This is a genomic window from Williamsia sp. SKLECPSW1 (assembly GCF_054332755.1).
In genome coordinates this window covers 1,744,963-1,767,634 of the sequence record NZ_JBTGLI010000001.1, presented here as the reverse complement: position 1 = coordinate 1,767,634, position 22,672 = coordinate 1,744,963, and the positions used below count along the sequence as shown (strand labels likewise).

The 22,672-nt window shown below is 71.1% G+C and carries 20 protein-coding genes; 11 read left to right on the top strand and 9 right to left on the bottom strand.

Features of this window, described 5'->3' with window-relative positions; genetic code table 11:
- Positions 1-24 precede the first annotated feature (24 nt).
- From egtD to ACXVUM_RS08005, 6 genes are all read right to left on the bottom strand, one after another.
- Complete coding sequence (gene egtD / locus ACXVUM_RS08030; RefSeq protein WP_458521299.1) at positions 25-1,011, bottom strand: L-histidine N(alpha)-methyltransferase; 987 nt, start codon at positions 1,009-1,011, stop codon at positions 25-27.
- Between the two features lie 43 nt (positions 1,012-1,054).
- Positions 1,055-1,789 (bottom strand): ergothioneine biosynthesis protein EgtC, encoded by a 735-nt coding sequence (gene egtC, locus ACXVUM_RS08025; protein ID WP_458521298.1) that lies wholly within the window; start codon positions 1,787-1,789, stop codon positions 1,055-1,057.
- Between the two features lie 3 nt (positions 1,790-1,792).
- Positions 1,793-3,127 (bottom strand): ergothioneine biosynthesis protein EgtB, encoded by a 1,335-nt coding sequence (gene egtB, locus ACXVUM_RS08020; protein ID WP_458521297.1) that lies wholly within the window; start codon positions 3,125-3,127, stop codon positions 1,793-1,795.
- A complete protein-coding gene (egtA, locus tag ACXVUM_RS08015) occupies positions 3,124-4,425 on the bottom strand; it encodes an ergothioneine biosynthesis glutamate--cysteine ligase EgtA (protein ID WP_458521296.1) in 1,302 nt (433 codons plus the stop codon). The genes egtB and egtA overlap by 4 nt, the downstream gene beginning before the upstream one ends.
- Positions 4,426-4,516: 91 nt before the next feature.
- Positions 4,517-6,088 carry a HAMP domain-containing sensor histidine kinase gene (locus ACXVUM_RS08010; RefSeq protein WP_458521295.1) on the bottom strand — a complete coding sequence of 524 codons (1,572 nt, stop codon included), beginning with the start codon at positions 6,086-6,088 and terminating at the stop codon, positions 4,517-4,519.
- Positions 6,085-6,807, bottom strand: a complete 723-nt coding sequence (locus ACXVUM_RS08005) for a response regulator transcription factor (protein ID WP_458521294.1) — start codon at positions 6,805-6,807, stop codon at positions 6,085-6,087. The genes ACXVUM_RS08010 and ACXVUM_RS08005 overlap by 4 nt, the downstream gene beginning before the upstream one ends.
- A gap of 140 nt (positions 6,808-6,947) precedes the next feature.
- On the opposite strand from ACXVUM_RS08005, the gene ACXVUM_RS08000 reads away from it, so the two are divergent.
- From ACXVUM_RS08000 to ACXVUM_RS07985, 4 genes are all read left to right on the top strand, one after another.
- Positions 6,948-7,733, top strand: coding sequence for a hypothetical protein (locus ACXVUM_RS08000; protein ID WP_458521293.1), 786 nt, complete (start codon positions 6,948-6,950; stop codon positions 7,731-7,733).
- A 122-nt stretch (positions 7,734-7,855) separates the two neighbouring features.
- Positions 7,856-8,026, top strand: coding sequence for a hypothetical protein (locus tag ACXVUM_RS07995; RefSeq protein WP_458521292.1), 171 nt, complete (start codon positions 7,856-7,858; stop codon positions 8,024-8,026).
- Positions 8,027-8,033: 7 nt separating this feature from the next.
- Entirely contained in the window at positions 8,034-8,804 is a 771-nt protein-coding gene (locus ACXVUM_RS07990; RefSeq protein WP_458521291.1) for a putative protein N(5)-glutamine methyltransferase, read from the top strand.
- Positions 8,805-8,886: 82 nt separating this feature from the next.
- The gene (locus ACXVUM_RS07985) at positions 8,887-10,359 is read left to right on the top strand and encodes a DUF2867 domain-containing protein (RefSeq protein ID WP_458521290.1); all 1,473 of its coding nucleotides are present in this window, start codon (positions 8,887-8,889) and stop codon (positions 10,357-10,359) included.
- Here the strand turns inward: ACXVUM_RS07985 and ACXVUM_RS07980 are convergent.
- Together ACXVUM_RS07980 and ACXVUM_RS07975 are read right to left on the bottom strand one after the other, a co-directional pair.
- Positions 10,334-11,596 carry an APC family permease gene (locus tag ACXVUM_RS07980; RefSeq protein ID WP_458521289.1) on the bottom strand — a complete coding sequence of 421 codons (1,263 nt, stop codon included), beginning with the start codon at positions 11,594-11,596 and terminating at the stop codon, positions 10,334-10,336. The genes ACXVUM_RS07985 and ACXVUM_RS07980 overlap by 26 nt on opposite strands.
- Before the next feature lie 40 nt (positions 11,597-11,636).
- Positions 11,637-12,578 (bottom strand): alpha/beta hydrolase, encoded by a 942-nt coding sequence (locus ACXVUM_RS07975; protein WP_458521288.1) that lies wholly within the window; start codon positions 12,576-12,578, stop codon positions 11,637-11,639.
- A gap of 211 nt (positions 12,579-12,789) precedes the next feature.
- Between ACXVUM_RS07975 and ACXVUM_RS07970 the strand changes: the two genes are divergently transcribed.
- From ACXVUM_RS07970 to ACXVUM_RS07950, 5 genes are all read left to right on the top strand, one after another.
- Complete coding sequence (locus ACXVUM_RS07970; RefSeq protein ID WP_458521287.1) at positions 12,790-13,230, top strand: MarR family winged helix-turn-helix transcriptional regulator; 441 nt, start codon at positions 12,790-12,792, stop codon at positions 13,228-13,230.
- A 28-nt stretch (positions 13,231-13,258) separates the two neighbouring features.
- Positions 13,259-15,103, top strand: a complete 1,845-nt coding sequence (locus ACXVUM_RS07965; protein ID WP_458521286.1) for an MFS transporter — start codon at positions 13,259-13,261, stop codon at positions 15,101-15,103.
- A 239-nt stretch (positions 15,104-15,342) separates the two neighbouring features.
- Positions 15,343-16,488, top strand: coding sequence for an acyl-CoA dehydrogenase family protein (locus ACXVUM_RS07960; RefSeq protein WP_458521285.1), 1,146 nt, complete (start codon positions 15,343-15,345; stop codon positions 16,486-16,488).
- A gap of 29 nt (positions 16,489-16,517) precedes the next feature.
- A complete protein-coding gene (locus ACXVUM_RS07955; protein WP_458521284.1) occupies positions 16,518-17,279 on the top strand; it encodes an SDR family NAD(P)-dependent oxidoreductase in 762 nt (253 codons plus the stop codon).
- Positions 17,276-18,280, top strand: a complete 1,005-nt coding sequence (locus ACXVUM_RS07950) for a GmrSD restriction endonuclease domain-containing protein (RefSeq protein ID WP_458521283.1) — start codon at positions 17,276-17,278, stop codon at positions 18,278-18,280. The genes ACXVUM_RS07955 and ACXVUM_RS07950 overlap by 4 nt, the downstream gene beginning before the upstream one ends.
- 22 nt (positions 18,281-18,302) lie before the next feature.
- On the opposite strand, the gene ACXVUM_RS07945 is transcribed toward ACXVUM_RS07950, so the two are convergent.
- Positions 18,303-18,968: a peroxiredoxin-like family protein gene (locus ACXVUM_RS07945; RefSeq protein ID WP_458521282.1), complete on the bottom strand. Its 666-nt coding sequence runs from the start codon at positions 18,966-18,968 to the stop codon at positions 18,303-18,305.
- A gap of 104 nt (positions 18,969-19,072) precedes the next feature.
- On the opposite strand from ACXVUM_RS07945, the gene ACXVUM_RS07940 reads away from it, so the two are divergent.
- Positions 19,073-19,705: a TetR/AcrR family transcriptional regulator gene (locus ACXVUM_RS07940; protein ID WP_458521281.1), complete on the top strand. Its 633-nt coding sequence runs from the start codon at positions 19,073-19,075 to the stop codon at positions 19,703-19,705.
- 52 nt (positions 19,706-19,757) lie between these two features.
- Positions 19,758-22,643, top strand: coding sequence for a DEAD/DEAH box helicase (locus ACXVUM_RS07935; protein ID WP_458521280.1), 2,886 nt, complete (start codon positions 19,758-19,760; stop codon positions 22,641-22,643).
- Positions 22,644-22,672: the final 29 nt, after the last annotated feature.

Here is a 22,672-nt window from a genome sequence, read left to right as displayed (position 1 = left end):
GGCCGGACCCGCTCGGGGGTTCGGTCAGCGGCGGGTGCCGAGGAGCACCGCGAAGCGGTCGTCGGCGTCGGTCCAGACGCGCGTCGCGTCGAATCCGGCGGCAGCGAGTTCGTCGCCGATCCCCTCGACGCGGAACTTCGCCGAGATCTCGGTCCGCATCTCCTCCCCCTCGGCGAACTGCACCTCGAGGTCGAGGTCGGCGACACGCACCGTGGTCGCGTGCAGCGACCGCAGGCGCATCTCGATCCACTCGTTCTCGGCGTCCCAGATCGCGACGTGGTCGAAGGCGTCGGGGTCGAAGTCGGCGTGCAGCCGCTCGTCGATCACCGACAGCACGTTCTTGTTGAACGCCGCCGTGACGCCCTGGGCGTCGTCGTAGGCGGGGACCACCAGCGACTCGTCGACGACGAGCCCCACCCCGATCAGCACGTGCTCGCCGGGACTCAGCGCGTCGGCGATCCCGGTCAGGAACCCGGCGCGCTCGACCGGGGTGAGGTTGCCCAGCGTCCCACCGAGGAACGCCACGGTGCGACCCGGCCGGTCGGGGATGGAGACCGCGAGATCGGAGAAGTCGCTGACGATGCCCTCCACCGCAAGCGACGGGTAGGCCGCGGTCAACTCGTCGACCGCACCCTGCAGCGCGCTGATAGAGACGTCCTGCGGGACATAACTCGTCAGCGTCCCGCCACGGACACCGGCGTCGAGCAGGAGTCGCGTCTTCTCCGACGACCCCGACCCCAACTCGACCAGCGTCTGCATGCCGGTGATCGCTGCGATCTCGTCGGCCGCCGCGGCGAGGACCGCACGCTCGGTGCGAGTCGGGTAGTACTCGGGCAGGGCAGTGATCTCCTCGAACAGCGCACTGCCGGTCGCATCGTAGAACCACTTGGGAGGCAGGTGTTTCGGTGACGCGGTGAGCCCGGCACGCACGTCGTCGACGAGCGCGGCATCGATGTCGGCGTCGGTGAGGTGTACCTGCACGGGGATCGATGCCGGAGGGGTGGTCGTCACGGGAAGTCCTTCGCTGTCGGGTGGATCGGACGTGTGGGGCGGATCAGAGATCGGTCAGGTCGATGCCGTCGCGCGTGGCGACGACGAGCGAGCGGTCGGGGACGGGTTGCCAGCGCGGGTCGTCGTCGAGCGGTTCGGAGGCGAGGAGGACCGACCCGTCACCCACCAGCACCGACAGCGAGTGGTGGACTGTCGTGGCCCACAACGACATCCCGTCGCCGAGGAGAAGGTTCAATCGGGATCCCGGCGCGGAACGGTCCAGGTCGGTGACGACCGACCGGAGCACGGTGGCAGGGTCGTCGGAACGCAGCCGGTGCCGTACCACCGACCACAGGCCGGCGGAGTCGGTGGCGGCCGGCTGGCGGAGCAGGTCCTCGACGGGGACCTCGCGCGCTAGTGGGGCGAGGCCCTCCGGCCACCCGCGCACCACACCGTTGTGGCTGAACGCCCAGCGTCCGTCGACGAACGGCGCCGACGCGGTCGCGGTCACGGGCATACCGGTGGTGGCAGACCGCACGGCGGCCACGACAGCGCCGGACCGCACCGACGACAGTGCCCCACCGATCGCCGGGTCACCCCAGGCGGGCATCGCCGAGACATGGACGGACGCCTCGGCGGTTCCGTCCCACCACGCGGCACCGAACCCGTCGGCGTTGGCGACGGCGTCGCAGCGCATGTCGGTCGGCGCCCACGACTGCACGACGAGCGAATGGTCTCCGCGCGTGAGGATCTCACCGACCGCGGCGACCGGGCCCAGATAGCCCAGGTGTCGACACATCGGTCAGGCGACGTCTCGCGCGAGCCGCAGCCCGGAGAAGATCTGCCGTCGGATGGGGTGATCCCAGTTGCGGAACGTGCTCCGCACGGCGACAGGGTCGGTGCCGAACGACCCTCCCCGCAGGACCCGGTAGTCGCCGCCGAAGAACACCTCGGAGTACTCCGGGTACGGGAACATCGCGAACCCCGGGTACGGGTCGAACCCGCTGGAGGTCCACTCCCACACGTCACCGATCATCTGCTGCACACCCAGCGGCGACGCGCCGGCCGGGTAGGTGCCGATGTCGGCGGGTTCGAGATGACGCTGTGCGACGTTGGCGTGCGCGGCTGTGGGATCCTCGTCGCCCCATGGGTAGCGATGACCCGGCGATCCCGACGCAGGCTCGAACCGAGCCGCCTTCTCCCATTCCGCCTCGGTGGGAAGCCGTTTGCCGGCCCAGCGCGCGAACGCCTCCGCCTCGAAGAAGCAGATGTGCACGACAGGCGCGTTCGCGCGCAGCGGCGTCATGGTGCCGAACACCCGTCGCCACCAGCCACCGTCGGCGTCGCGGTCCCAGAACTGCGGTGCGGTCAGGTCCGCCTCGACGCGGTGCGCCCACCCGCGCTCACTCCACAACTCGGGTCGGTCGTAGCCACCGTCGTCGATGAAGGCACACCACCGGGAGTTGGTGACGGGGAACTGTTCCATCGCGAACGTCGGCAGGGAGACCCGGTGCGCGGGTCGCTCGTTGTCCAGCGCCCACGGGTCGACGTCGGTGCCCATCACGAACTCGCCCGCAGGGATCACGACCTCGTCGACCTCGGGTGCGACGGTGGCGCGCGGGGCATCCGGTGCACGCAGAGCCGTTGCCCCGGTGCGCAACTGGTGCGTCGCGAGCATGGTCTCGTCGTGTTGTTGCTCGTGCTGGGCGATCATCGCGAACGCGAACCCGCGGTCGACGAGACGCTCGCCGGACAGCGGGGAGGAGTCGAGAACGTCGAGTGCGTGGTCACGGACGCCTGCGGTGTAGGCCCGCGCCTGGGTGGGATCGAGCAGAGGGAGACCCGGGCGTGTGGCACGGGCGTGCCGGAACGCGTCGTACAGGTCGTCGAGGTCGGGCCGGAGCGGTGCACGTCGGCCGACCTCGCGGATCAGCCACATCTCCTCCTGGTTGCCGATGTGCGCGAGATCCCACACCAGGGGGCTCATCAGCGGGGAGTGCTGGCGCCGGAGGTCGTCGTCCGACACGGCGTCGACGAGGGCGGCGGTCCGGGCGCGGGCGGTCGTCAGCACGGTCTCGAGCCGGGTGCGTATCTCACGGGGGCTCTCGGCGTGGGGGTCGTCGTGGAGTGCGGTCATCGCGAGACGGTGTCCTGTCGGTCGTTGGGCAGACGCGGCTCCGCCGCGGTGGGAGTGGTGGATGTCTGTGCGGCCGCGGGTGGTTCGCGGCGGGCGCACCGCGCGGAGGCCGCGCCGAGCAGGTCCCGGTCGATCCCGCGGGGTGTGACGTCGGCTGCGAGGGCGAGCAGGCGGGACGCGGTGGACGCCAGTTCGGCATCGGCGAGTCCGGACCGGGCGCCCCGCACCCAGGCGTCCGCGGTGGGGCCGGCGATCGCATCGGCCTCGGCGCCGACGGTGTCGTCGGACATGAGTGCCGTGACGGCTGCGATCGGGACGCGCCACAGGTTCTCGGGTTGCCCGTCGAGATACCGGACCTCCAGGTACCCCTGCGGCCGGACCATCGGGAAGACGGTCGTCACGTGGTAGGCGAGGTCGTCGGCGTCGGGCCGGCGACCGACCTCCTCGTCGAGTGCCCCGTCCATCCAGTCGGCGAACGTGGCACCCGGTGGTGGGGCGAACCAGCTCCCGTCGGCGCACCGCACGCAGAGGAGCGGCACCGACAGCACCCAGTCGGCGTAGTCCTCGACGGTCTGGGCGTGCGGTGGGATACGGGTGCGGTCGGTCCCGAGCCAGGCCCGCATCCGCTGCGACGCCCATGGTTCGTCGTCGGCGCCGTGCAGGCGCGGCGAGTTCGCGAAGGCGGCGGTGAGCGCGGGGCCGATGGTGTGCAGACGCGTCCACCGACCGACGGCGTGATCGGCGTCGACGCCGGCGTCGAGGGCGACCTGGACGGCCGCGGTGTTGCACATCATCAGCGACCCGAAGATGCCGCGCAGTGCGAACGCGGCCTCCATCGAGCGGTATCGCTCGCTCCGGAGGATCCGGTTCGGTGGTCGGGTGGCGTCACCGGCGCCGGCGACGACGCGGATCCCTGCCGCGGCGAGCATCCCGCGCAGGTCGCGTTCGTCGGAGGCGAGGGCCTCGTACAGGTCCTCGACGCGGTCGAAGGGGGTGCTGGAGAGTTCGATCTGACCACCGGGTTCGACGGAGACGAGGCTTCCGGAGCCCAACGGCAGGGCGGGTGAATCGGGGGAGATGGTGCGAGGGGCGTGGTCTCCGAGTGCGGCGGCGAGGCGCGGGACGTCGGGACGGCCGGGGTGCTGTGGATCGCTGGTGTTCGGGTGATCGGTGGTGCGGGTGAACCATTCGAGTTCGGCGCCGACGAGCCGAGGCGGACCGAGCTTGAAACAGACGCGGGTCAGGTGCGCGGCCGCTGCGGGTCGCGACGTGATCGCCGATGAGGTGGAGGTCGTCATGACACCTTCCCGGTGTGAAGGGGCCGCGTGCGGGCCTCGAAGGTTCCACCGGCGCCGCGTTCTCGAGCGTCCGACGGTGACCGATCCGATGCTACGGAGTCGGACCGACAGGCACACCCGTCCCGCGGATCCGCCCAGGTCGCGTCGGCAGGATCACGACAAACCGGGCCCCTCGTCCGGCCGTCGAGACGCCCGGGTCGACACATCGGACGTCCCCGCCGTGCGCCCGGGCCAGCGCCCGGGCGATCGACAGGCCGAGTCCCGCCCCCGGTGTGTCGCGGGCGCGCTCGAGCCGCACGAGCCTGTCGAAGATGCGGTCCCGATCGGCCTCGGGCACCCCGGGACCGTCGTCGGTGACGGTGATCGTCGCGGTCCGGCCGTCACCCTCGGTCGTGCGGCCGTCGTCGGTACCGGCCACCGACAGCTCGACGTCGATCGTCCCGTCGGGCGGCGTCACCCGGGCCGCGTTCTCGAGGAGGTTGGTGAGCACCTGGTCGATCCGCCCCGGGTCGACGCGGGCGGGGACGCTGGACGGGCCGCGGCGGGTGATCGTCAGGTCGGGGTGGACCATCCCGGCGCGTTCGACGGCGCCGTCGACGACGGTCGCGATGTCCGCGTCGACGAGTTGCAGGCCGGGGTCGTCGTCGATGCGTGCCATGTCCAGCAGTTCGTCGACGAGGCGGGCGGCGTGCCGGGATTCGCGGACGAGCAGATCGGACCAGCGTGCGACACGGTCGGGTCGCTCGCCGCCGTCACGGGCGACGGACTCGGCGACCGCGGAGAGCCCGGCGATCGGTGTCCTCAACTCGTGGGCCGCGTCGGCGAGGAAGCGGGTCATCTCCGCCTCGGCACGTCGTGCCGCCTGCGCGGCACGACGTTCGGCCGTCTCGGCGGCCTCGAGCGCGTCGAGCATCTCGTCGATCGACTCGGCCGTGCGGCCCAGTTCGGTGGTCGGCGACCGTGGCCGGACCCGCCGACCCCGGTCGCCGGAGGTGATGTCCCGCGCGACGTCGACCATCGCCTCGAGCGGTCGCAGCGCCCGCCGCACCACCAGCAGGATGAGTCCCACCGCGACCGCCACCGCGAGCGCACCCGCGGCGACCATCAACCAGCGCAGTTGTTGTCGGACCTGGGTGATGGACGTGGTGTCGCCGAGGAGGGTGACGGTGGACCCGTCGGGCAGGGCCCGGGTGACCACGAGGGCGTCACGAGGGGGCCCCGGGGCGCCTGCGGGCCCGGGACCACCCGGGCCGGTTGCCGGGGGAGGCGGACCGAGGGCGCCGCGGGGGCCGCGATCCCCGGAGGGGCGGGGCGGCGGGATCCCGCCTGGATCGTCGAGCACCGGGCCCGGGGTCTGGTAGACGGTGCCGTCGGCGGTGCGCAGGCGAACCCGGATCGCGTCGCCCTGCAGCGCGTCGACCAGATCCTGGCCCCGGTACCCCTCGGCGAGGAGGCTCGGTGCCCGGTCGGCCCGATCGGTGACGCGTGCGGAGAGGTCCGAGCGCAACCGTTGGCCGAGGGCCACGTCGACGGCGACGCCCACGACGAGCAGCAGGACGGCGAACGCGACGCTCACCGCGACCACCACCCGCCATCGCAGTGACGGGGTGGCGGTGGTGTCCGGGCTGTCGGCCCGTCGGGCGCGCACCCACAGGCGGTTCACCGCGTCGCCCGCAGCACGTAGCCGAGCCCGCGGACGGTGTGGATCATGCGCGGGCCGTGGGCCTCCATCTTCCTGCGCAGGGCGCTCACATGCACCTCGACGAGGTTGACGTCGTAGGCGTCGTACCCCCAGACCGCCTGCAGGATCTGACGTTTGGTGACCGTCCGACCGCGTTGCGCGACGAGGAACTCGGCGAGTCGGAACTCCGTGGCGGTGACGTCGAGGACGGTGTCGCCCCGGGTGATGGTGGCGCCGTCGGGGTCGACGAGGAGATCGCCGACGGTGATGGCCGTCCCCCGTCCACCACGGCGGCGCAGCACCGCGTCCGCGCGGGCGAGGAGTTCGTCGAGGAGGAACGGCTTCACGACGTAGTCGTCGGCGCCGCCGTGCAGTCCACGCAGCCGGTCGTCGATGTGGTCGCGCGCCGTCAGCATGATGATGCCGGCGTCGCTCCGGGTGCGGACCACATCGATCAGGTCGAACCCGTCACGGTCACCGGGCAACATCACGTCGAGGATCACCAGGTCCGGCCGGCGTGCCTCGACCAGCTCCTCCATGCCCTCACCGGAGGCGGCGCCGTACGACAGGTACCCGGCGTCGGCGAACGCGGCGATCACCGGTTCCCGGATGGCGTCGGCGTCCTCGACGACGACCATCCGACGCGCCGCGCTGAACTCCCCTCCGCCCGTCACCGCGCTGCACCCGTCACGAGATCCCATTGTGGCCACCAGCCTGAAGACAGGCTGAAGACCGCGCCGCGACGGGCCCGATTCAGCGTGGCTTCAGGTGCGCCGCACACCGTCGGGACCGCTGCCGACGACGACCGCCGCCGGCGCGGAACCACGAGAGGTGAACGACCATGACAGACGACAAGGACCGGTCGGCCGACGACCGGACGACACACGACCCCACGTCCCGGCCGGACGGTGGGAACGCCGCGGACGCCACCCGGCCGATCGACCGCGTCGCCGACGACAGCGCCACCGCGCCGTACTCGGCACCCGTGTCCGACACCATCCCGCCGGAGGCTCCCGCCAAGCGGTCACGCATGGAACGTGTCCGGGCGACAGCGTCCAAGCCGTGGGTGCCCGTCGCGGCGATCGCCGTGGGTGCAGCCCTCGTCGGTGCCATCGTCACGTCGGCGATCTTCGTCGCCAACCCGGTCCACGAGGATGTGAGCACGGCGTCGTCGAACAGTGCGCTCCCGGCGTCCGGCGGGCAGGACAGGACCGGCGGACAGACCTCGAACGGCCAGGGTCCCGACGGGCAGGCGCCCCAGCCGCCGAACGGCCAGGGCCCCGGCGGCGCGGCCGGCCCGGGAGGTCCCGGCGGGCCCGGATGCGCCCCGGGCGGACCCGGCGGTCCGGCCGGCCCGGGCGGCAAGGCACCTCAGCCCCGGAACGGGCAGGCCCCCCAGCCGCCGAACGGCCAGGGCCCCGGCGGCGCGGCCGGCCCGGGAGGTCCCGGCGGGCCCGGATGCGCCCCGGGCGGACCCGGCGGTCCGGCCGGCCCGGGCGGCAAGGCACCTCAGCCCCGGAACGGGCAGGCCCCCCAGCCGCCGAACGGTGGCCAGGCCCCGCAGCCGCCGAACGGGCAGGCCCCCCAGCCCCCGAACGGACAGGCGCCCGCACCGCAGGGCAGCTGAGACCCGCGCGTGTCGCACCCCCTCCCACCCGGAGGGGGTGCCGTGCGTCCGCGGCCGCCCGTAGCGTGGGGGTACGCCGAGCCCAGGCGGTCCACCCACCCGCCTGCGAAAGCGAGTACGAGATGAGCGACTTCCCGCACGACGAGGAGAGCCAGGTCGGCGAGACCGAGGAGCTCCGCCGCGAGGAGAAGGTGTACGAGGCGGGCCGGTCCGACGACGAGGCCCCCTCCAACGAGATCAGTCCCGACGAGCACTCCGACGGCGGGTCCGACGGGACCACCGACGGCACGTAGCGCGCCCGTGGCGGCGGTGAGTCACCAGCGTGTCGTGGACGAACTCCGCGCTGCGGGATGCGTTTTCGCCGAGGACGAGGCGGCGATCCTGCTCGAGGCGGCACCGGAGGACGTCGCCGACCTGCTCGCGCGACGGGTCGCCGGGGAGCCGCTCGAACACGTCGTCGGGTGGGTCGCGTTCGCCGGTGCCCGCCTCTCGGTGACACCGGGCGTGTTCGTGCCCCGTCGTCGGACCGAACTGCTCGCCGAGGTCGCGGCCGACGCCTGCCGGCCCGGCGACACCGTCGTGGACCTCTGCTGCGGGATCGGGGCGGTCGCGCACGTCCTCGCCCGTCGTCGGCCGGGGCGGCTCCTCGCCGTCGACATCGACCCCGCCGCGACGGCATGCGCACGGCAGAACCTTCCCGAGGCCACCGTCCTCACCGGCGATCTCTACGACCCGCTGCCCACCGATGTCCGCGGGTCCGTCGACGTGATCGTCGCGAACGCCCCCTATGTCCCCACCGACGCCGTCGCATCGATGCCCCGCGAGGCCCGCGACCACGAACCCCGTCATGCCCTCGACGGCGGCGACGACGGACTGGACCTCGCCCGGCGCATCGTCGAGGGCTGCGGCGGATGGCTCTCCTCGCACGGCCTCGTGGCGATCGAGACGTCGTCGCGGCAGGCCGACTCCCTCACCGCCGCGATGGGTGCCGTCGGACTCGTCGCCGAGGTCGTCGAGGACGACGAGTCGGGTGGCGTCGTCGCGGTCGGCCGACGCGGGACCGGGCCATGAGAACAAACCGACAGCCGGGGTCGTTGACCCCGACGACGACCGCGCGTCCCATCCCCGGGTCAACCACGGAAGCGAGCACCCCATGAGCACGACCGGAACGGCACTGGTCACCGGAGCGACCGGCTATGTCGGGGGTCGCCTCGCCCCCCGCCTCGCCGCGGCCGGCTGGACGGTGCGTGCCCTCGCCCGGACGCCGGCGAAACTCGGCGACGCGCCCTGGGTCGGGGACGACACGGTCGTCCAGGGCGACCTGTCCGACCGCGACTCGCTCATGCGGGCGTTCGACGGGGTCGACGTGGTCTACCACCTCGTCCACTCGATGGGCGGTGACGGCGCCGGCGACTTCAAGGAGGAAGAGGCCGAGTCGGCACGCAACGTCGCCGCCGCCGCGAAAGCACAGGGGGTCTCCCGGATCGTCTACCTCGGCGGGCTGCACCCCAGCGGCACGAAACTGTCGAAGCACCTGGCCTCGCGGGTGGAGGTCGGCGAGATCCTCCTCGCATCCGGTGTCGAGACCGTCGTCCTGCAGGCGGGTGTCGTCATCGGGTCCGGGTCGGCGTCGTTCGAGCTGATCCGCCACCTCACCGAACGGCTGCCCGTGATGACCACCCCGCGCTGGGTGCACAACACGATCCAGCCGATCTCGATCCGCGACGCGCTGCACTACCTCGTCGAGGCCGCGAGCGCGCCGGTCCCCGACAGTCGGACGTGGGACATCGGCGGCACCGAGGTCTTCGAATACGGCGAGATGATGCAGCTCTACGCCCAGCAGGCCGGGCTGCCGCGGCGCCGGATGATCGTCATCCCCTACCTCACACCGACCCTCGCCAGCCGATGGGTCGGCACGGTCACCCCCATCCCGACATCCCTCGCCCGACCCCTCGTCGAATCGCTCGAGTGCGACGCGGTGATGAAGAACCACGACGTCGACGACGTCATCCCGCGTCCCGACGGCGGTCTGATGACGTACCGGGAGGCACTCGACGCCGCGCTCGAGCGAGTACGTCGCGGTGACACCTCGGTCACCTGGGCCAACGCCGACGCCGCGGTGTCACCGGCCGAGCCCCTGCCCACCGACCCCGACTGGTCCGGCGAGGACGTCATGGTCGAGGAACGCACCGCGTCGACGTCGGTGTCACCGGAGCACCTGTGGGACACCGTGTCCTCGCTCGGTGGCGACACCGGGTGGCTCTCCCTCGACGCCGTGTGGCGGGCCCGCGCATCGGTCGACCGCGTCGTCGGCGGGCCGGGTCCGCGACGTCGACGGTCGTCGGGTGAACCGTCGACGGGTGAGACGCTCGACTGGTGGCGCGTCGAGGACGTCGAACCGGGCCGGCTGCTGCGCCTGCGGGCGGAGACGACGATGCCCGGCTCGGCGTGGCTGGAACTCGGTGTGGAACGACAGGGTTCGGGCGCTCTCCTGCGCCAGCGGACCATCTACTACCCGCACGGGCTCGTCGGCCTCGGCTACTGGTACGGCCAGCTGCCCGCCCACAAGCTGGTCTTCGCGGCGCTGGTGCGCGACATCGTCAGGCGCGCCGAGAAGACCGCGTGACGATCACTCGGTAGGCCACCCCGGTGAGCGCGACAGCCACCCCGGCGACGACCGACGCGAGTGGCAGCGCAGCGGCGAGCACCACACACCCGATCGCCCCGACGACATGGACGGGCGTCGGGACACGGCGATGGGTGCCCGACTGCGTCATGGCCGCGAGGTTGGCGACGAGGTAGTACAGCAGCACCCCGAACGAGGAGAACCCGATCGCGCCGCGCAGGTCGACGGTGAGCACCACGACCGCGACGACCAGCCCGACGGTGATCTCCATCCGATGCGGCACCCGGAAGCGGGGATGGATCGCCGCCAACGGGCGCGGCAGATCGCCGGTCCGTGCCATGGCGAGGCCGGTCCTGCCGATCCCGGCGACCAGTGCGAGCAACGCCCCGAGCGCTGCGACGGCGGCAGCGACCCGCACCAGGGGCGCGATGACCTCGGCACCGCTCGCCGACACCAGCGACACCAGCGGCGTCGGGCTGTCGGCGAGCCTGTCGGGACCGAGGACGGCCAGCGCCGTCACCCCGACCGCGGTGTACACGACGACCGCACCGGTGAGAGCCCCGACGATCGCACGCGGGATGGCGCGACGCGGGTCACGGACCTCCTCGGCGAGCGTCGCGATCCGCGCGTAGCCGGCGAAGGCGAAGAACAGCAGCCCGGCCGCCTGCAGGATGCCGTGCGCGCTGCCGCCGTCGAGCCGCAGGGACAGGTTGCTCGCGGTGGGATGGCCGCCGACACCCCCGATGACCACCACGACGACCAGTACGGCGACGACCGCGGCGACGATGACGGCCGTCGCGGTGGCCGTGCGGGTGACGCCGAGACAGGTGACGGTGACGACCGCTGCGACGGCGACCACCGCGACGATCGGGCCCCACGACTCCCCCGCCACATAGGTGCCGACGGTCAACGCCATGGCCGCGCAGCTCGCGGTCTTGCCGACGACGAACATCCACCCGGCGACGAAACCCCACCACTGCCCGAGCCGCTCGCGGCCGTAGAGGTAGGTGCCGCCCGCCTGCGGGTACTGCGCGGCGAGCTGTGCCGACGAGAGCGCGTTGCAGACCGCCACGACCGCGGCGATCGCCAGCCCGACGAGCAGCGCCGACCCGGCAGCGTCGGCGGCGGGTGCGAACGCGGTGAACACGCCCGCACCGATCATCGACCCCAGCCCGATGACGGTGGCCTGCGCCGTCGACAGGCGACGGGCGAGACGACCGGAGCCCGGTGCGGTCATCGTCGTGATGACCTCACCGGGCTCCGGGTGTCGCTGGTTCTCAGGCGCCGAGCGCCGGACCCAGGGTGGAGACCCAGGCCTCCTTCAGGCGGGCCTGCCAGTAGGTCCACCAGTGCGTGCCCTCTTCGGTGATGTGGGTGACGGGGTTGATCCCGTTCATCCGCAGGGTGCCGATGTACTGCTGGCTCGCGATACCGGCCGCGGTCTCCAGCGGGACGAACTGCGAGAACTTCACCGGATCGGTGGCGGGGTCGATGTTCGAGCCGCCGAGACCCGCGGAGATGTAGACGCGCTTGCCGCGCAGGTTGCCCGCGTGCAAGGCCGGGTCCTTGGCGAGCCACTCGCCGCCGGGCCACACACCCCACATGTTGTCGACGTTGCCGCCGATCTGACCGACGGCGACACCGATGCCCTGGGCGAAGCCGGGCTCACTGGTGACGGGGTAGCCGCTCATCGAGGCGACGGCCTGGTACATCGAGGGGTGCTCGGTGGCCAGGATGAGCGCCGACGTGCCGCTCATCGACAGTCCGGCGATGGCGTTGCGCTTGCCGTCGGACCCGAAGCGGGCCTTCATGGCGGCGGGGAGCTCACGGGTCAGGAAGGTCTCCCACTTGACCACGCCCAGCTTGGGGTCGGGACGCTCCCAGTCCATGTAGAACGTCCCGGCACCGCCGTAGGGCAGGACGACGTTGACGTTCTTGTTGGAGAAGTAGCGCACGACGTCGGTGTTGATGAGCCACCCGTTGTCGTTGTCCGGGGCGCGCAGACCGTCGAGCAGGTACAGCGTCGGGGCGTTGTCGCTGCCGTTCGCGGCACGCAGCACCTTGATCGGGATGTTCTTGCCCATGGCCGCGGAGTAGACGTACGCGGTCGCGGGACGGGCCTGTGCGGGGGCCGTGGTGACGACGCCGGCGACACCCGCGGCGGTCACGGTGGCCACGAGGACTGCGGTCAGACGCGTCCGGAGGCTGCGAATCGACATGAGTGGTGGTGGTCCTTCGGGTGCTCGTCGGTGAGGATCCCCCGGAGGGTAACAGGCAAATAACGCTCTGGCAGAACCGTCGAGGCGAGACCGGACACACGCGACATCTCCCGTCACGTGCCGGTCACCTGCGGTTTCTTTACGACTCGATTACTTAGCGTCTGACAACTAACCTCTTGTGGGTCCCAACGGGACGACGAGGGAGGACCACATGTCGACGACAGCGACCCGTCCCGGGCGCGCCGTGAACGTCTACACCGCGCTCGCACGGATCATCCGGACGCTGCGCAACGAGAGCGGTGCGGGATCACTGTCGCTCGGTGCGACGTCCGCGCTGTGGGTACTGGTGACCAGCCCGCCGATGCGACTGTCCGACCTCGCCGCCCACGAGGGCGTCACCGCGCCGACGATGTCGCGGATCGTCTCGACCCTGGAACGCGACGGCATGGTCCGACGCACCGCCGACCCCGTCGACGGGCGTGCCTGCCGCATCGAGCCGACCGAGGACGGGATCGACCTCATCAACGGCACCACGTCGCGCCGCGCGCGGCTCGTCGAGGAGGCCCTGGGCCGACTCGAGCCGGGTGACCGTGCCGCGGCGGAGCGGTCGATCGAGCTGCTCGCCGCCGCACTGTCCGCCCACCGCGACTGACCCGCCGCCCACCGCAGAGAAAGCAGTCATGTCTCACAATTCCACTGCTGTCCTCGACCAGCCCGGGACGCCTGAGCCGCCCCGCTCCGGCCGCACCCGGTCCCTGGCCGACCTCGGACCGCATTACAAGTGGATCGCGTTGTCCAACACCACCTTGGGCATGCTGATCGCCACCATCAACTCCTCCATCGTGTTGATCGCGCTGCCGGACATCTTCAAGGGCATCAAGCTCAACCCGCTGGATCCGTCGAACACCAGCTACCTGCTGTGGATGATGATGGGCTTCTTCGTCGTCACCGCCGTGCTGGTGGTGAGCTTCGGACGTCTCGGTGACATGTTCGGCCGGGCCCGCATGTACAACATCGGCTTCCTGGTCTTCACCGTCTCGTCGATCTTCCTGGCCGCCACCTGGTTCGACGGCAGCAAGGCCGCCCTGTGGCTGATCTTCTGGCGCATCATCCAGGGTGTCGGCGGCGCGTTCCTGATGGCGAACTCGTCGGCGATCCTGACCGACGCGTTCCCGCAGAGTCAGCGCGGACTCGCGCTCGGCATCAACGGCGTCGCCGCGATCGCGGGATCGTTCCTCGGCCTCCTGGTCGGTGGCGTGCTGGCGCCGATCGACTGGAACCTCGTCTTCCTCGTGTCCGTGCCGTTCGGTGTGATCGGAACCGTGTGGGCGTACATGAAGCTGCACGACACCGGTATCCGGCAGAAGGCGTCGATGGACTGGTGGGGGAACATCACCTTCGCCGTCGGTCTCGTCGCGATCCTCGTCGGCATCACCTACGGCATCCAGCCCTACGGCTCGTCGAACATGGGCTGGTACAGCCCGATGGTGCTGACCTGCATCATCGGCGGCGTCGCGGTGCTCGCGGTGTTCGCGGTGATCGAGACCCGCGTGTCCAATCCGCTGTTCAACCTGTCGCTGTTCCGCAACCACTCGTTCCTGTACGGCAACATCGCGAACCTGATGGCGTCCATCGGGCGTGGTGGCCTGCAGTTCATCCTGATCATCTGGTTGCAGGGGATCTGGCTGCCGCAGCACGGGTACGACTACACCCGCACACCCCTGTGGGCCGGTATCTACATGGTGCCCATGACGATCGGGTTCCTGCTGTCGGCGCCGGTGTCGGGATTCCTGTCGGACCGGCTGGGCACCCGGTGGTTCACCACCAGCGGGCTGGCGCTCACCGCAGCGACTTTCGTCGCTCTCGTCGCGATCCCGGTCGATTTCAACTACTGGGTCTTCGCGGTGATCCTGCTCGTCAACGGCGTCGGCATGGGCCTGTTCGCCTCGCCCAACCGTGCCGAGGTCATGAACAGCCTGCCGGCGAACGCCCGTGGGTCGGGCGCCGGGATGATGACGACGTTCCAGAACTCCGCGATGGTCCTGTCGATCGGGCTGTTCTTCAGCCTCATGATCGCCGGCCTGTCGACCGATCTGCCGTCGGCGATGCACGGCGGTCTGGTCGCCCACGGGGTCTCGGCAGCCGATGCCACCAAGGTCGCCAACCTGCCGACCGTCGGCATCCTGTTCGCGGCGTTCCTCGGGTACAACCCGATCAAGGAGCTGGTGGGCCCGCACCTGGCGACTCTGTCGCAGTCGAACCAGGACACGCTCACGGGTCTGAAGTTCTTCCCGCACCTCATCTCCGAACCGTTCTCGAACGGGCTGACGGCGGCCTTCACCTTCGCCATCGTCTGCTGCATCCTCGGTGCGATCGCCTCGGTGTTCACGGGCCGCAAGACCGCGGACGCGACAGTGGACGGCGAGGTCGCACCGCACGAGACCCTCGGCGAGGAACTCGCGAGCGTCGGCTTCAACGGTGTCGCCGCCCGCGACGCCGAGCACTCGGAGGTCGTGCGCCGGTAGACGCGCAGCACCGCTGACCACCGTCACAAACGTCCGCTCCACGTGGGCCGAGGGAAGATCGCCCTCTGCTCGCGCAGGGCGGACGTTTGTGACGGTGTCGCTGCCGGATGCGTGCGACCCAGATCACACACCGCGTTTTGACCTGCATGACCGTCTCGGCGCAGCATGGAGACACCTGGAGCTACTCGCCGGTAACAACGGCGCGCCCGGGATGCCAGATCTTCTCGAGGAGACACATCATGCGCAGGACGCTGTACGGACCCGACCACCGCGCGTTCGGGGAATCAGCCCAGGAGTTCGTGGACCGGTACGTCACGCCGCGTCACGAGAAGATCATCGAGCAGCGGTTCATCGACCGCGAGATCTGGAAGCAGGCCGGTGAGCTCGGCTTCCTCGGACTCGAGATCCCCGAGGAGTACGGCGGCTCGGCTGCCGGCGACTACCGCTTCAACGCCAAGTTCACCGAGGTGCTCTCCGGTGTCAGCGCCGCGATCCCGTCGGCGTTCGGCATCCACGTCGACATCGTCGCGCCCTACCTGGTGCACCTGACCACCGAGGAGCAGCGGCAGCGCTGGCTACCCGGGTTCTGCACCGGAGACACCGTCACCGCGATCGCGATGACCGAGCCCGCCGCCGGCTCCGACCTCGCCGGCATCAAGACCACCGCCCGGCAGGAGGGGTCCGACTGGATCCTGAACGGGTCGAAGACCTTCATCACCAACGGCTACAACGCCGACCTGGTGGTCGTCGCGGTGAAGACCTCGCCGGAGAAGAAGGCCAAGGGCATCACGCTGTTCGCCGTCGAGAAGGGCATGGAGGGCTTCGAACGAGGCCGGAAGCTCGACAAGGTCGGCCAGCCCGAGTCGGACACCGCCGAGCTGTTCTTCTCCGACGTCCGCGTCCCCGCCGAGAACGTGATCGGCGAGATCGACCGCGGCTTCATCCACATGATGACGTTCCTCCCGCAGGAGCGGATGAACTGCGCCGTCTCGAATCTCGCGCACGCACGCGCCCTGTTCGACGAGACCCTCACCTACATCACCGAGCGCAAGGCGTTCGGCCAGGCCGTCGGCTCGTTCCAGTACAACAAGTTCACCGTCGCCGAACTGTCGACCCAGCTCGACGTCACCCAGGCGTTCGTCGACGCCTGCGTCGCCGCCCACTGCGACGGCGAGCTGAGCCCGGCCGATGCGGCCAAGGCCAAGTGGTGGACCGCCGAGATCCAGAACAAGGTCCTCGACACCTGCGTACAGCTGCACGGCGGTTACGGGTTCATGAACGAATACCGGATCGCCCAGGCATGGAAGGATGCCCGGGTGACCAAGATCTGGGCCGGCTCCAACGAGATCATGAAGGAGATCATCGGCCGCGATCTCGGTCTGTAAGGACCACCGTTCTCAGCGAGGAGACCGTCATGCCCGTACTCGACATGTTCCGCCTCGACGACAAGGTCGTCATCGTCACCGGCGCGTCGTCGGGTCTGGGTGTGGCCTTCGCCCGAGCGGCCGCCGAGGCCGGAGCGTCGGTCGTCCTCGCCGCACGTCGGGTCGACAGGCTCGCCGACACCCAGGCGATGGTCGAGTCGCTCGGCGCCACGGCCATCAGCGTCGCCACCGACGTCGCCGATCCCGCACAGGCCGCCGCCATGGTCGACGCCGCGACGGAAGCCTTCGGCCGGGTCGACGTGCTCATCAACAACGCCGGCGTCGGGACAGCGGTCCCCGCCACGCGGGAGACGCCGGAGCAGTTCCGCGCGGTCATCGACGTCAACCTGAACGGCTCGTACTGGACCGCCCAGGCCGCCGCCAGGGTGATGCAGCCGGGCAGCAGCATCGTCAACATCTCCAGCGTCCTGGGACTCACCACGGCCGGACTCCCGCAGGCCGCCTACGCCGCCAGCAAGGCCGGGGTCATCGGCCTCACCCGCGATCTCGCCCAGCAATGGGGCAGCCGAAAGGGCATCCGCGTCAACGCGATCGCCCCCGGCTTCTTCGCCTCCGAGATGACCGAGCAGTACGACGAGGGCTACCTCGAGTCGCAGCAGGCCCGGCAACTCCTCAAGCGGATGGGTGATCCGGCCGAGCTGGCAGCGACCGCGATCTGGCTCGCGTCCGACGCCGGCGGATACGTGACAGGGCAGACCATCGTCGTCGACGGCGGCGTCACCGTCACGTGAGCCGACGTCGGCTGGGGGTCCTCACCGGGATCGGGGTCGTCGCGGTGATCGCGCTGGTGGGGCTGATCGCACCCGACGACACAAAACAGTCGTCCGATCAGGCCGCCGCGGTGACCGCGTCGTCGACGCGCTCCGACGTCGTGACACCCACGCCGACGACGTCCACACCTCCGACCTCCACGGCGACACAGGAACCGGCTGCGGCGACCGATGCCCTGAGCACGCTCGACGCACTTCCCGTGAAGGGCCGGGCACCCAAGACCGGGTACAGCCGTGCCCAGTTCGGCCAGGCGTGGTCCGACGACGTCGACGTGGCCCTGGGACACAACGGATGTGACACCCGCAACGACATCCTCCGCCGCGATCTCACCCGGATCACCGCGAAGCCGGGCACCCGCGACTGCCTCGTGCTCACGGGGTCTCTGGCCGATCCCTACACCGGTCGCACCATCGCGTTCACCCGCGGCGCCCGGACGTCCGAGGCCGTCCAGATCGACCACGTCGTCGCCCTGTCGGATGCGTGGCAGAAGGGGGCGCAACAACTCTCGGCGGACGAGCGGCGCGACCTCGCCAACGATCCCCGCAACCTGCAGGCCACCGACGGGCCGACGAATCAACAGAAGGGCGACGGCGACGCCGCGACGTGGTTGCCGCCGAACCGTTCCTACCGGTGCACCTACGTGACCCGCCAGGTGGAGGTCAAGGCGGCCTATCGACTCTGGGTGACCACGGCCGAGAAGGACGCCATCACGGGGATCCTGCGCTCCTGTGGCGGGTCGACGCCGCCCGCCCCACCGGCCTCTGTCGTCGAGACGACGCCGCCACCGAGGACGACGGACGTCCCCCTCCCGCTGATCCCCGCGCCGACCGCGCCGGACACAGCGACGTACTACCGCAACTGTGCCGCGGCGCGGGCCGCCGGTGCCGCGCCGCTACGGGTCGGGGAGCCCGGCTACCGGGCTGCCCTCGACCGCGACGGCGACGGCGTCGCCTGCGAGTGACCCCGCGTCGGCGCCGGATCGATCAGCCGAGGGCGGCGACGGCGTCGAGGATCTGCGCCGGCTCGGTGCGGGTCGTGTAGTTCGGGTGCACGTCGATGAAGGTCACCGTCCGATCGGCGTCGAGGACGACGACCGTCGGGTACGGCAGATCGGCTGTGCCGTCGGCGTTCTGCTCGGTGACGTCGAGCCCCAGCTGCCGCTGCGCCGCGATCGCGTCGGGGTTGTTCGGCGCGATGATGCCCAGGGCGCGCGCGACGTCGTTGCCGCTGTCGGAGAGCACCGAGTAGGTGAGGTCGGCGGACTCCTGGGCGGAGAGCGATCCGTCCGGGGTCTGCGGGCTGATCGCGATCAGTGCCACACCCTTGTCCTCGAGCGCGGGTACGAGTTCCTTCTGGTAGGCGCGCAGCGTGACGTTGCAGTAGGGGCACCAGGCTCCGCGGTAGAAGACGAGAACCGCGGGGCGAGCACCGATCGCGTCGGACAGGCGCGTCGCCGACCCGTCGACGGTGAGCAGGTCGGCGTCGGGCACGACGGTCCCGACGCCGGCGACGTCGGTGGGGACGCCCGCGGCGTCGAGCGCTTCGCGGTCGGCGTCGAATGCTGCGGAGACGTCGGCGGGGAGCTGCGTCCGCGAGCCCTCGAGGGTCGCGGTGAGCTGGTCGGTCATGGAGTCCTGCGCTGCGGTCATCGGGTCGTCCTCAGGTCGGCGGGGCACCGGGCGGGTCCCCCTGTGCGACCCACGGTGCCGCGCAGAAACTGGACTGTCCACTCCAGAAACTCTAGGCTGGCCAGATGTCGATCGACACCGTGGTGACGAACACCGGACGACCGCTGACGAGCCGGGGCCGCCAGACCCGCGCGCGCATCGTGACGGCGGCGGCGGAACTGATGCTGGACACCGGGGTGGCCGGGACGACCATGGAGGACGTCCGCGACCGGGCCGGCGTCAGCAGTTCGCAGATCTACCACTACTTCTCCGACAAGGACGAGCTCGTGCGCGCGGTGATCGCCCACCACGACGAGACGATCGTCGGCACCCAGGAGGAGGTGTTCGCCGAGCTCGACTCGATCGACGGGCTGCGGAAGTGGTGTGCGGGCATCGTCGAGTACCAGCGCCTGGGTGGCTGCTCGGGCGGGTGCCCCCTCGGGTCACTCGGCGCGCAGCTGGCCGAGACGGACCCCGACGCCCGGGGCGCGGTCGCCGCGGCCCTCGCGCGCTGGGAACGCGCGATCCGTCGCGGGTACGAGACGATGCGTGCGCGCGGTGCGATCGCCGGCGACGTCGACACCTCCGCCCTCGCGCTCTCGACGCTGGCAGCGCTGCAGGGTGGGCTGATGATGGCGCAGATCCAGCGCGACACGGCACCCCTGGAGGCGTCGTTGGACGCCGTCGTCCGTCACGTGGATCTGCTCGCGGCCGGGTGAGCAGCCCCTCGGGCCGATCGTGGCTGTCGGGGCCCCGTGCCACGATGACGTCGTGAGCCCCACACCGCCGACGCATGCGCTGTGGCGGCCCGGGGTGGGACTGTCGCTGTGGTTCGCCGACGACACCGGGGCCCCCGTCTCCGAACCCGGCGACGACCTCCCGGCGCCGATCGCGACGCTGCTCACCGGTCGGTCGCTGCGACGTACGGTCGCCGTCCGGCTCGGCGAGGCCACCGTGCACGCGGGGACCCTCACGCTCGGACCGACCGCGTCCGTGTCACTCCTCGACGACCCCGATCTCGGGACTGCACCCGGCGGTGAGCTCGCGTTCTATCGCCATGTCGCACAGGCGGTCCGACGGTTCGTCACCTCCGGCGCCGTGACGCCGTCGATCGTCTGGGCGGGCGGGTCGTGGAGCGTCCGGTGGGCCCCGGTCCCGACAGCCCGATGGCGGACGTGGCTGTCCCAGGCCTCGGCGGCGGCCCCCCAGGTCCTCGTCGAGAACGGTGGACCGGAGGCCGTCGAGGACTTCTGCCGGGAAGTCGTCGACCTCACCTGCCGGGAGCGGTGCCGATCGGTTCCCGCGGGATCGCTGCGCTCGCCGTTCGTACGGTCGCTCCTGCCCGACGGCGAGAGCGCGATCCCCGCCGACCGTGCGGCCACCGCCTCCCGGACGTGGCAGGACTGGTCCGACGCGGTCCGCGAGGGTGAGAGCTCACTCATCCTGCGCCTGCACGAGCCGACCGCACCGACCGACCCCGACCTCGTCGAGATGGACGCCGAGCGGTGGCGGCTGCAGGTCTGCCGCCGCACCCCCGAGGGCGACGACCCCCTCGAGATCCGTCGGTTGACCCCGCTCGAACTCGACGAGGTGACGACGGAGATCGCCGCCGCTGTACGGGCATTCGCGCCACTGGGTCACGCCGACCACGACGACCACACCCTCGACTTCCTCGTCGACACCGAGACCGTCGGCGCGCTCCTCGACCACGGGGCGACCGCCCTGGGTGACGCCGGGATCGGCGTCCTGCTCCCGCGGACCATCGCCGTGGCGACGCCCACCCTGTCCCTGCGGGGCTCCGCACCGGGCGCGACGGTCCGTCGATCGGTCGTGGCGGGCCTCGCCGAGATCCGCGACTTCCAGTGGCAACTCGCCCTCGGAGACACCGTCCTCGACGAGGGTGAGCTGCGTTCCCTCGCCGAGCAGAAGGGCAGTCTGGTCCGGGTCCGCGGGGTGTGGGTCCGCGCCGACGGCGCGTCCCTGCGTCGGGCCGCCGAGTTCATCACCACCCAGGAGGCGCTCGCGGCGTCCGGCCACCCCCCGGACATGGGTGAGCTGTTCGGTCTCGTCACCGGCGCCGGCGGCCCCGGCCTGCCGGTGACGTCGGTGTCGGGGCTGTCGTGGCTCGACGACATCGCCGACCAGGGTGGCCTCCGCCCCGAGCCGCGTCGCGCCCCGGAGACGCTCGACGCGGTCCTGCGCCCGTATCAGCACCGTGGCCTCGAGTGGCTCGCCCACCTCTCCGACCTCGGGATCGGTGCCGTCCTCGCCGACGACATGGGACTGGGCAAGACGATCCAGGTCATCGCGCTGCTGTGCGCGGAGCGCGAGGAGGACCTCGACGACGACCCCGGACCGACGCTGATCGTCTGCCCGATGTCGGTGGTCGGCAACTGGGAACGCGAGATCGCCCGTTTCGCACCGCATCTGCGTGTGCTGGTCCACCACGGGCCCGGCCGCACGCGCGCCGCACGGTTCGCGTCGGCGGTGGCCTCGGCCGATGTCGTCGTGACGACCTACGCGCTCACCGTGCGCGACAGGGAGTCCCTCGGCGCGGTGCGCTGGGAACGGATCGTCGTCGACGAGGCGCAGCACGTGAAGAACGTGTCGACCGCCGCGGCGAAGGCCGTGCGTGCCGTCCCCGCCCGTCACCGGATCGCACTCACCGGGACCCCGGTCGAGAACCGGCTGGAGGATCTGCGGGCCGTCGTCGACCTGGTCAACCCGGGGCTGCTGGGGTCGCCGTCGGTGTTCAAGGCCCGCTTCGCCGAGGCGATCGAACGTGAGCGTGACCCCGACGCCGTCCGACGGCTGTCGGCGATCACCTCGCCGTTCATCCTGCGGCGGGTGAAGACGGATCCCGGCGTCGTGTCCGACCTCCCCGCGAAGACCGAGCTCACCGTGCGGGCCAACCTCACCGTCGAACAGGCCGCCCTGTACCGGGCGGTCACCGACGACCTCATGGCGGCACTGGGCAAGGCCGAGTCCGACGCGACCCACGAGGGCCACCGCGTCCGGACGGTGCTCGCGGCCCTCACCCGGCTCAAGCAGGTGTGCAACCACCCGGCCCACTTCCTGGGCGACGGATCGCCGCTGCTGCGTCGCAACGCCCACCGGTCGGGGAAACTCGAACTCCTCGCCGACATCGTCGACACGATCGTGGCCGACGGCGAACGCGCACTGCTGTTCACACAGTTCACCGCATTCGGCGAGATGCTGGCGCCGTGGCTCGCCGCCCGGCTCGACGCGCCGGTGCCCTTCCTGCACGGCGGTGTCGGCCGCGCCGCGCGTGACGCGATGGTCGAGCAGTTCGCGGACGGCGACGGCCCGCCGCTGATGATCGCGTCGCTCAAGGCCGGCGGTACCGGCCTCAACCTCACCGCGGCCAATCACGTCCTGCACGTGGACCGCTGGTGGAACCCCGCCGTCGAGGACCAGGCCACCGACCGGGCGCATCGCATCGGCCAGCGGCGCGAGGTGGAGGTGCGCACCTTCGTGTGCATCGGCACCATCGAGGAACGGATCGATGCGATGATCCGCGACAAGCGGGTGCTGTCCGATCTGACGGTGACCTCCGGCGAGCACTGGCTCGCCGACATCGGCGACGACGAACTGCACGACCTGATCCGGCTCCGCGACGAGGCGGTCGGCGAGTGAGTCCGCGGGGAGGATCCCGGGGCACAGGT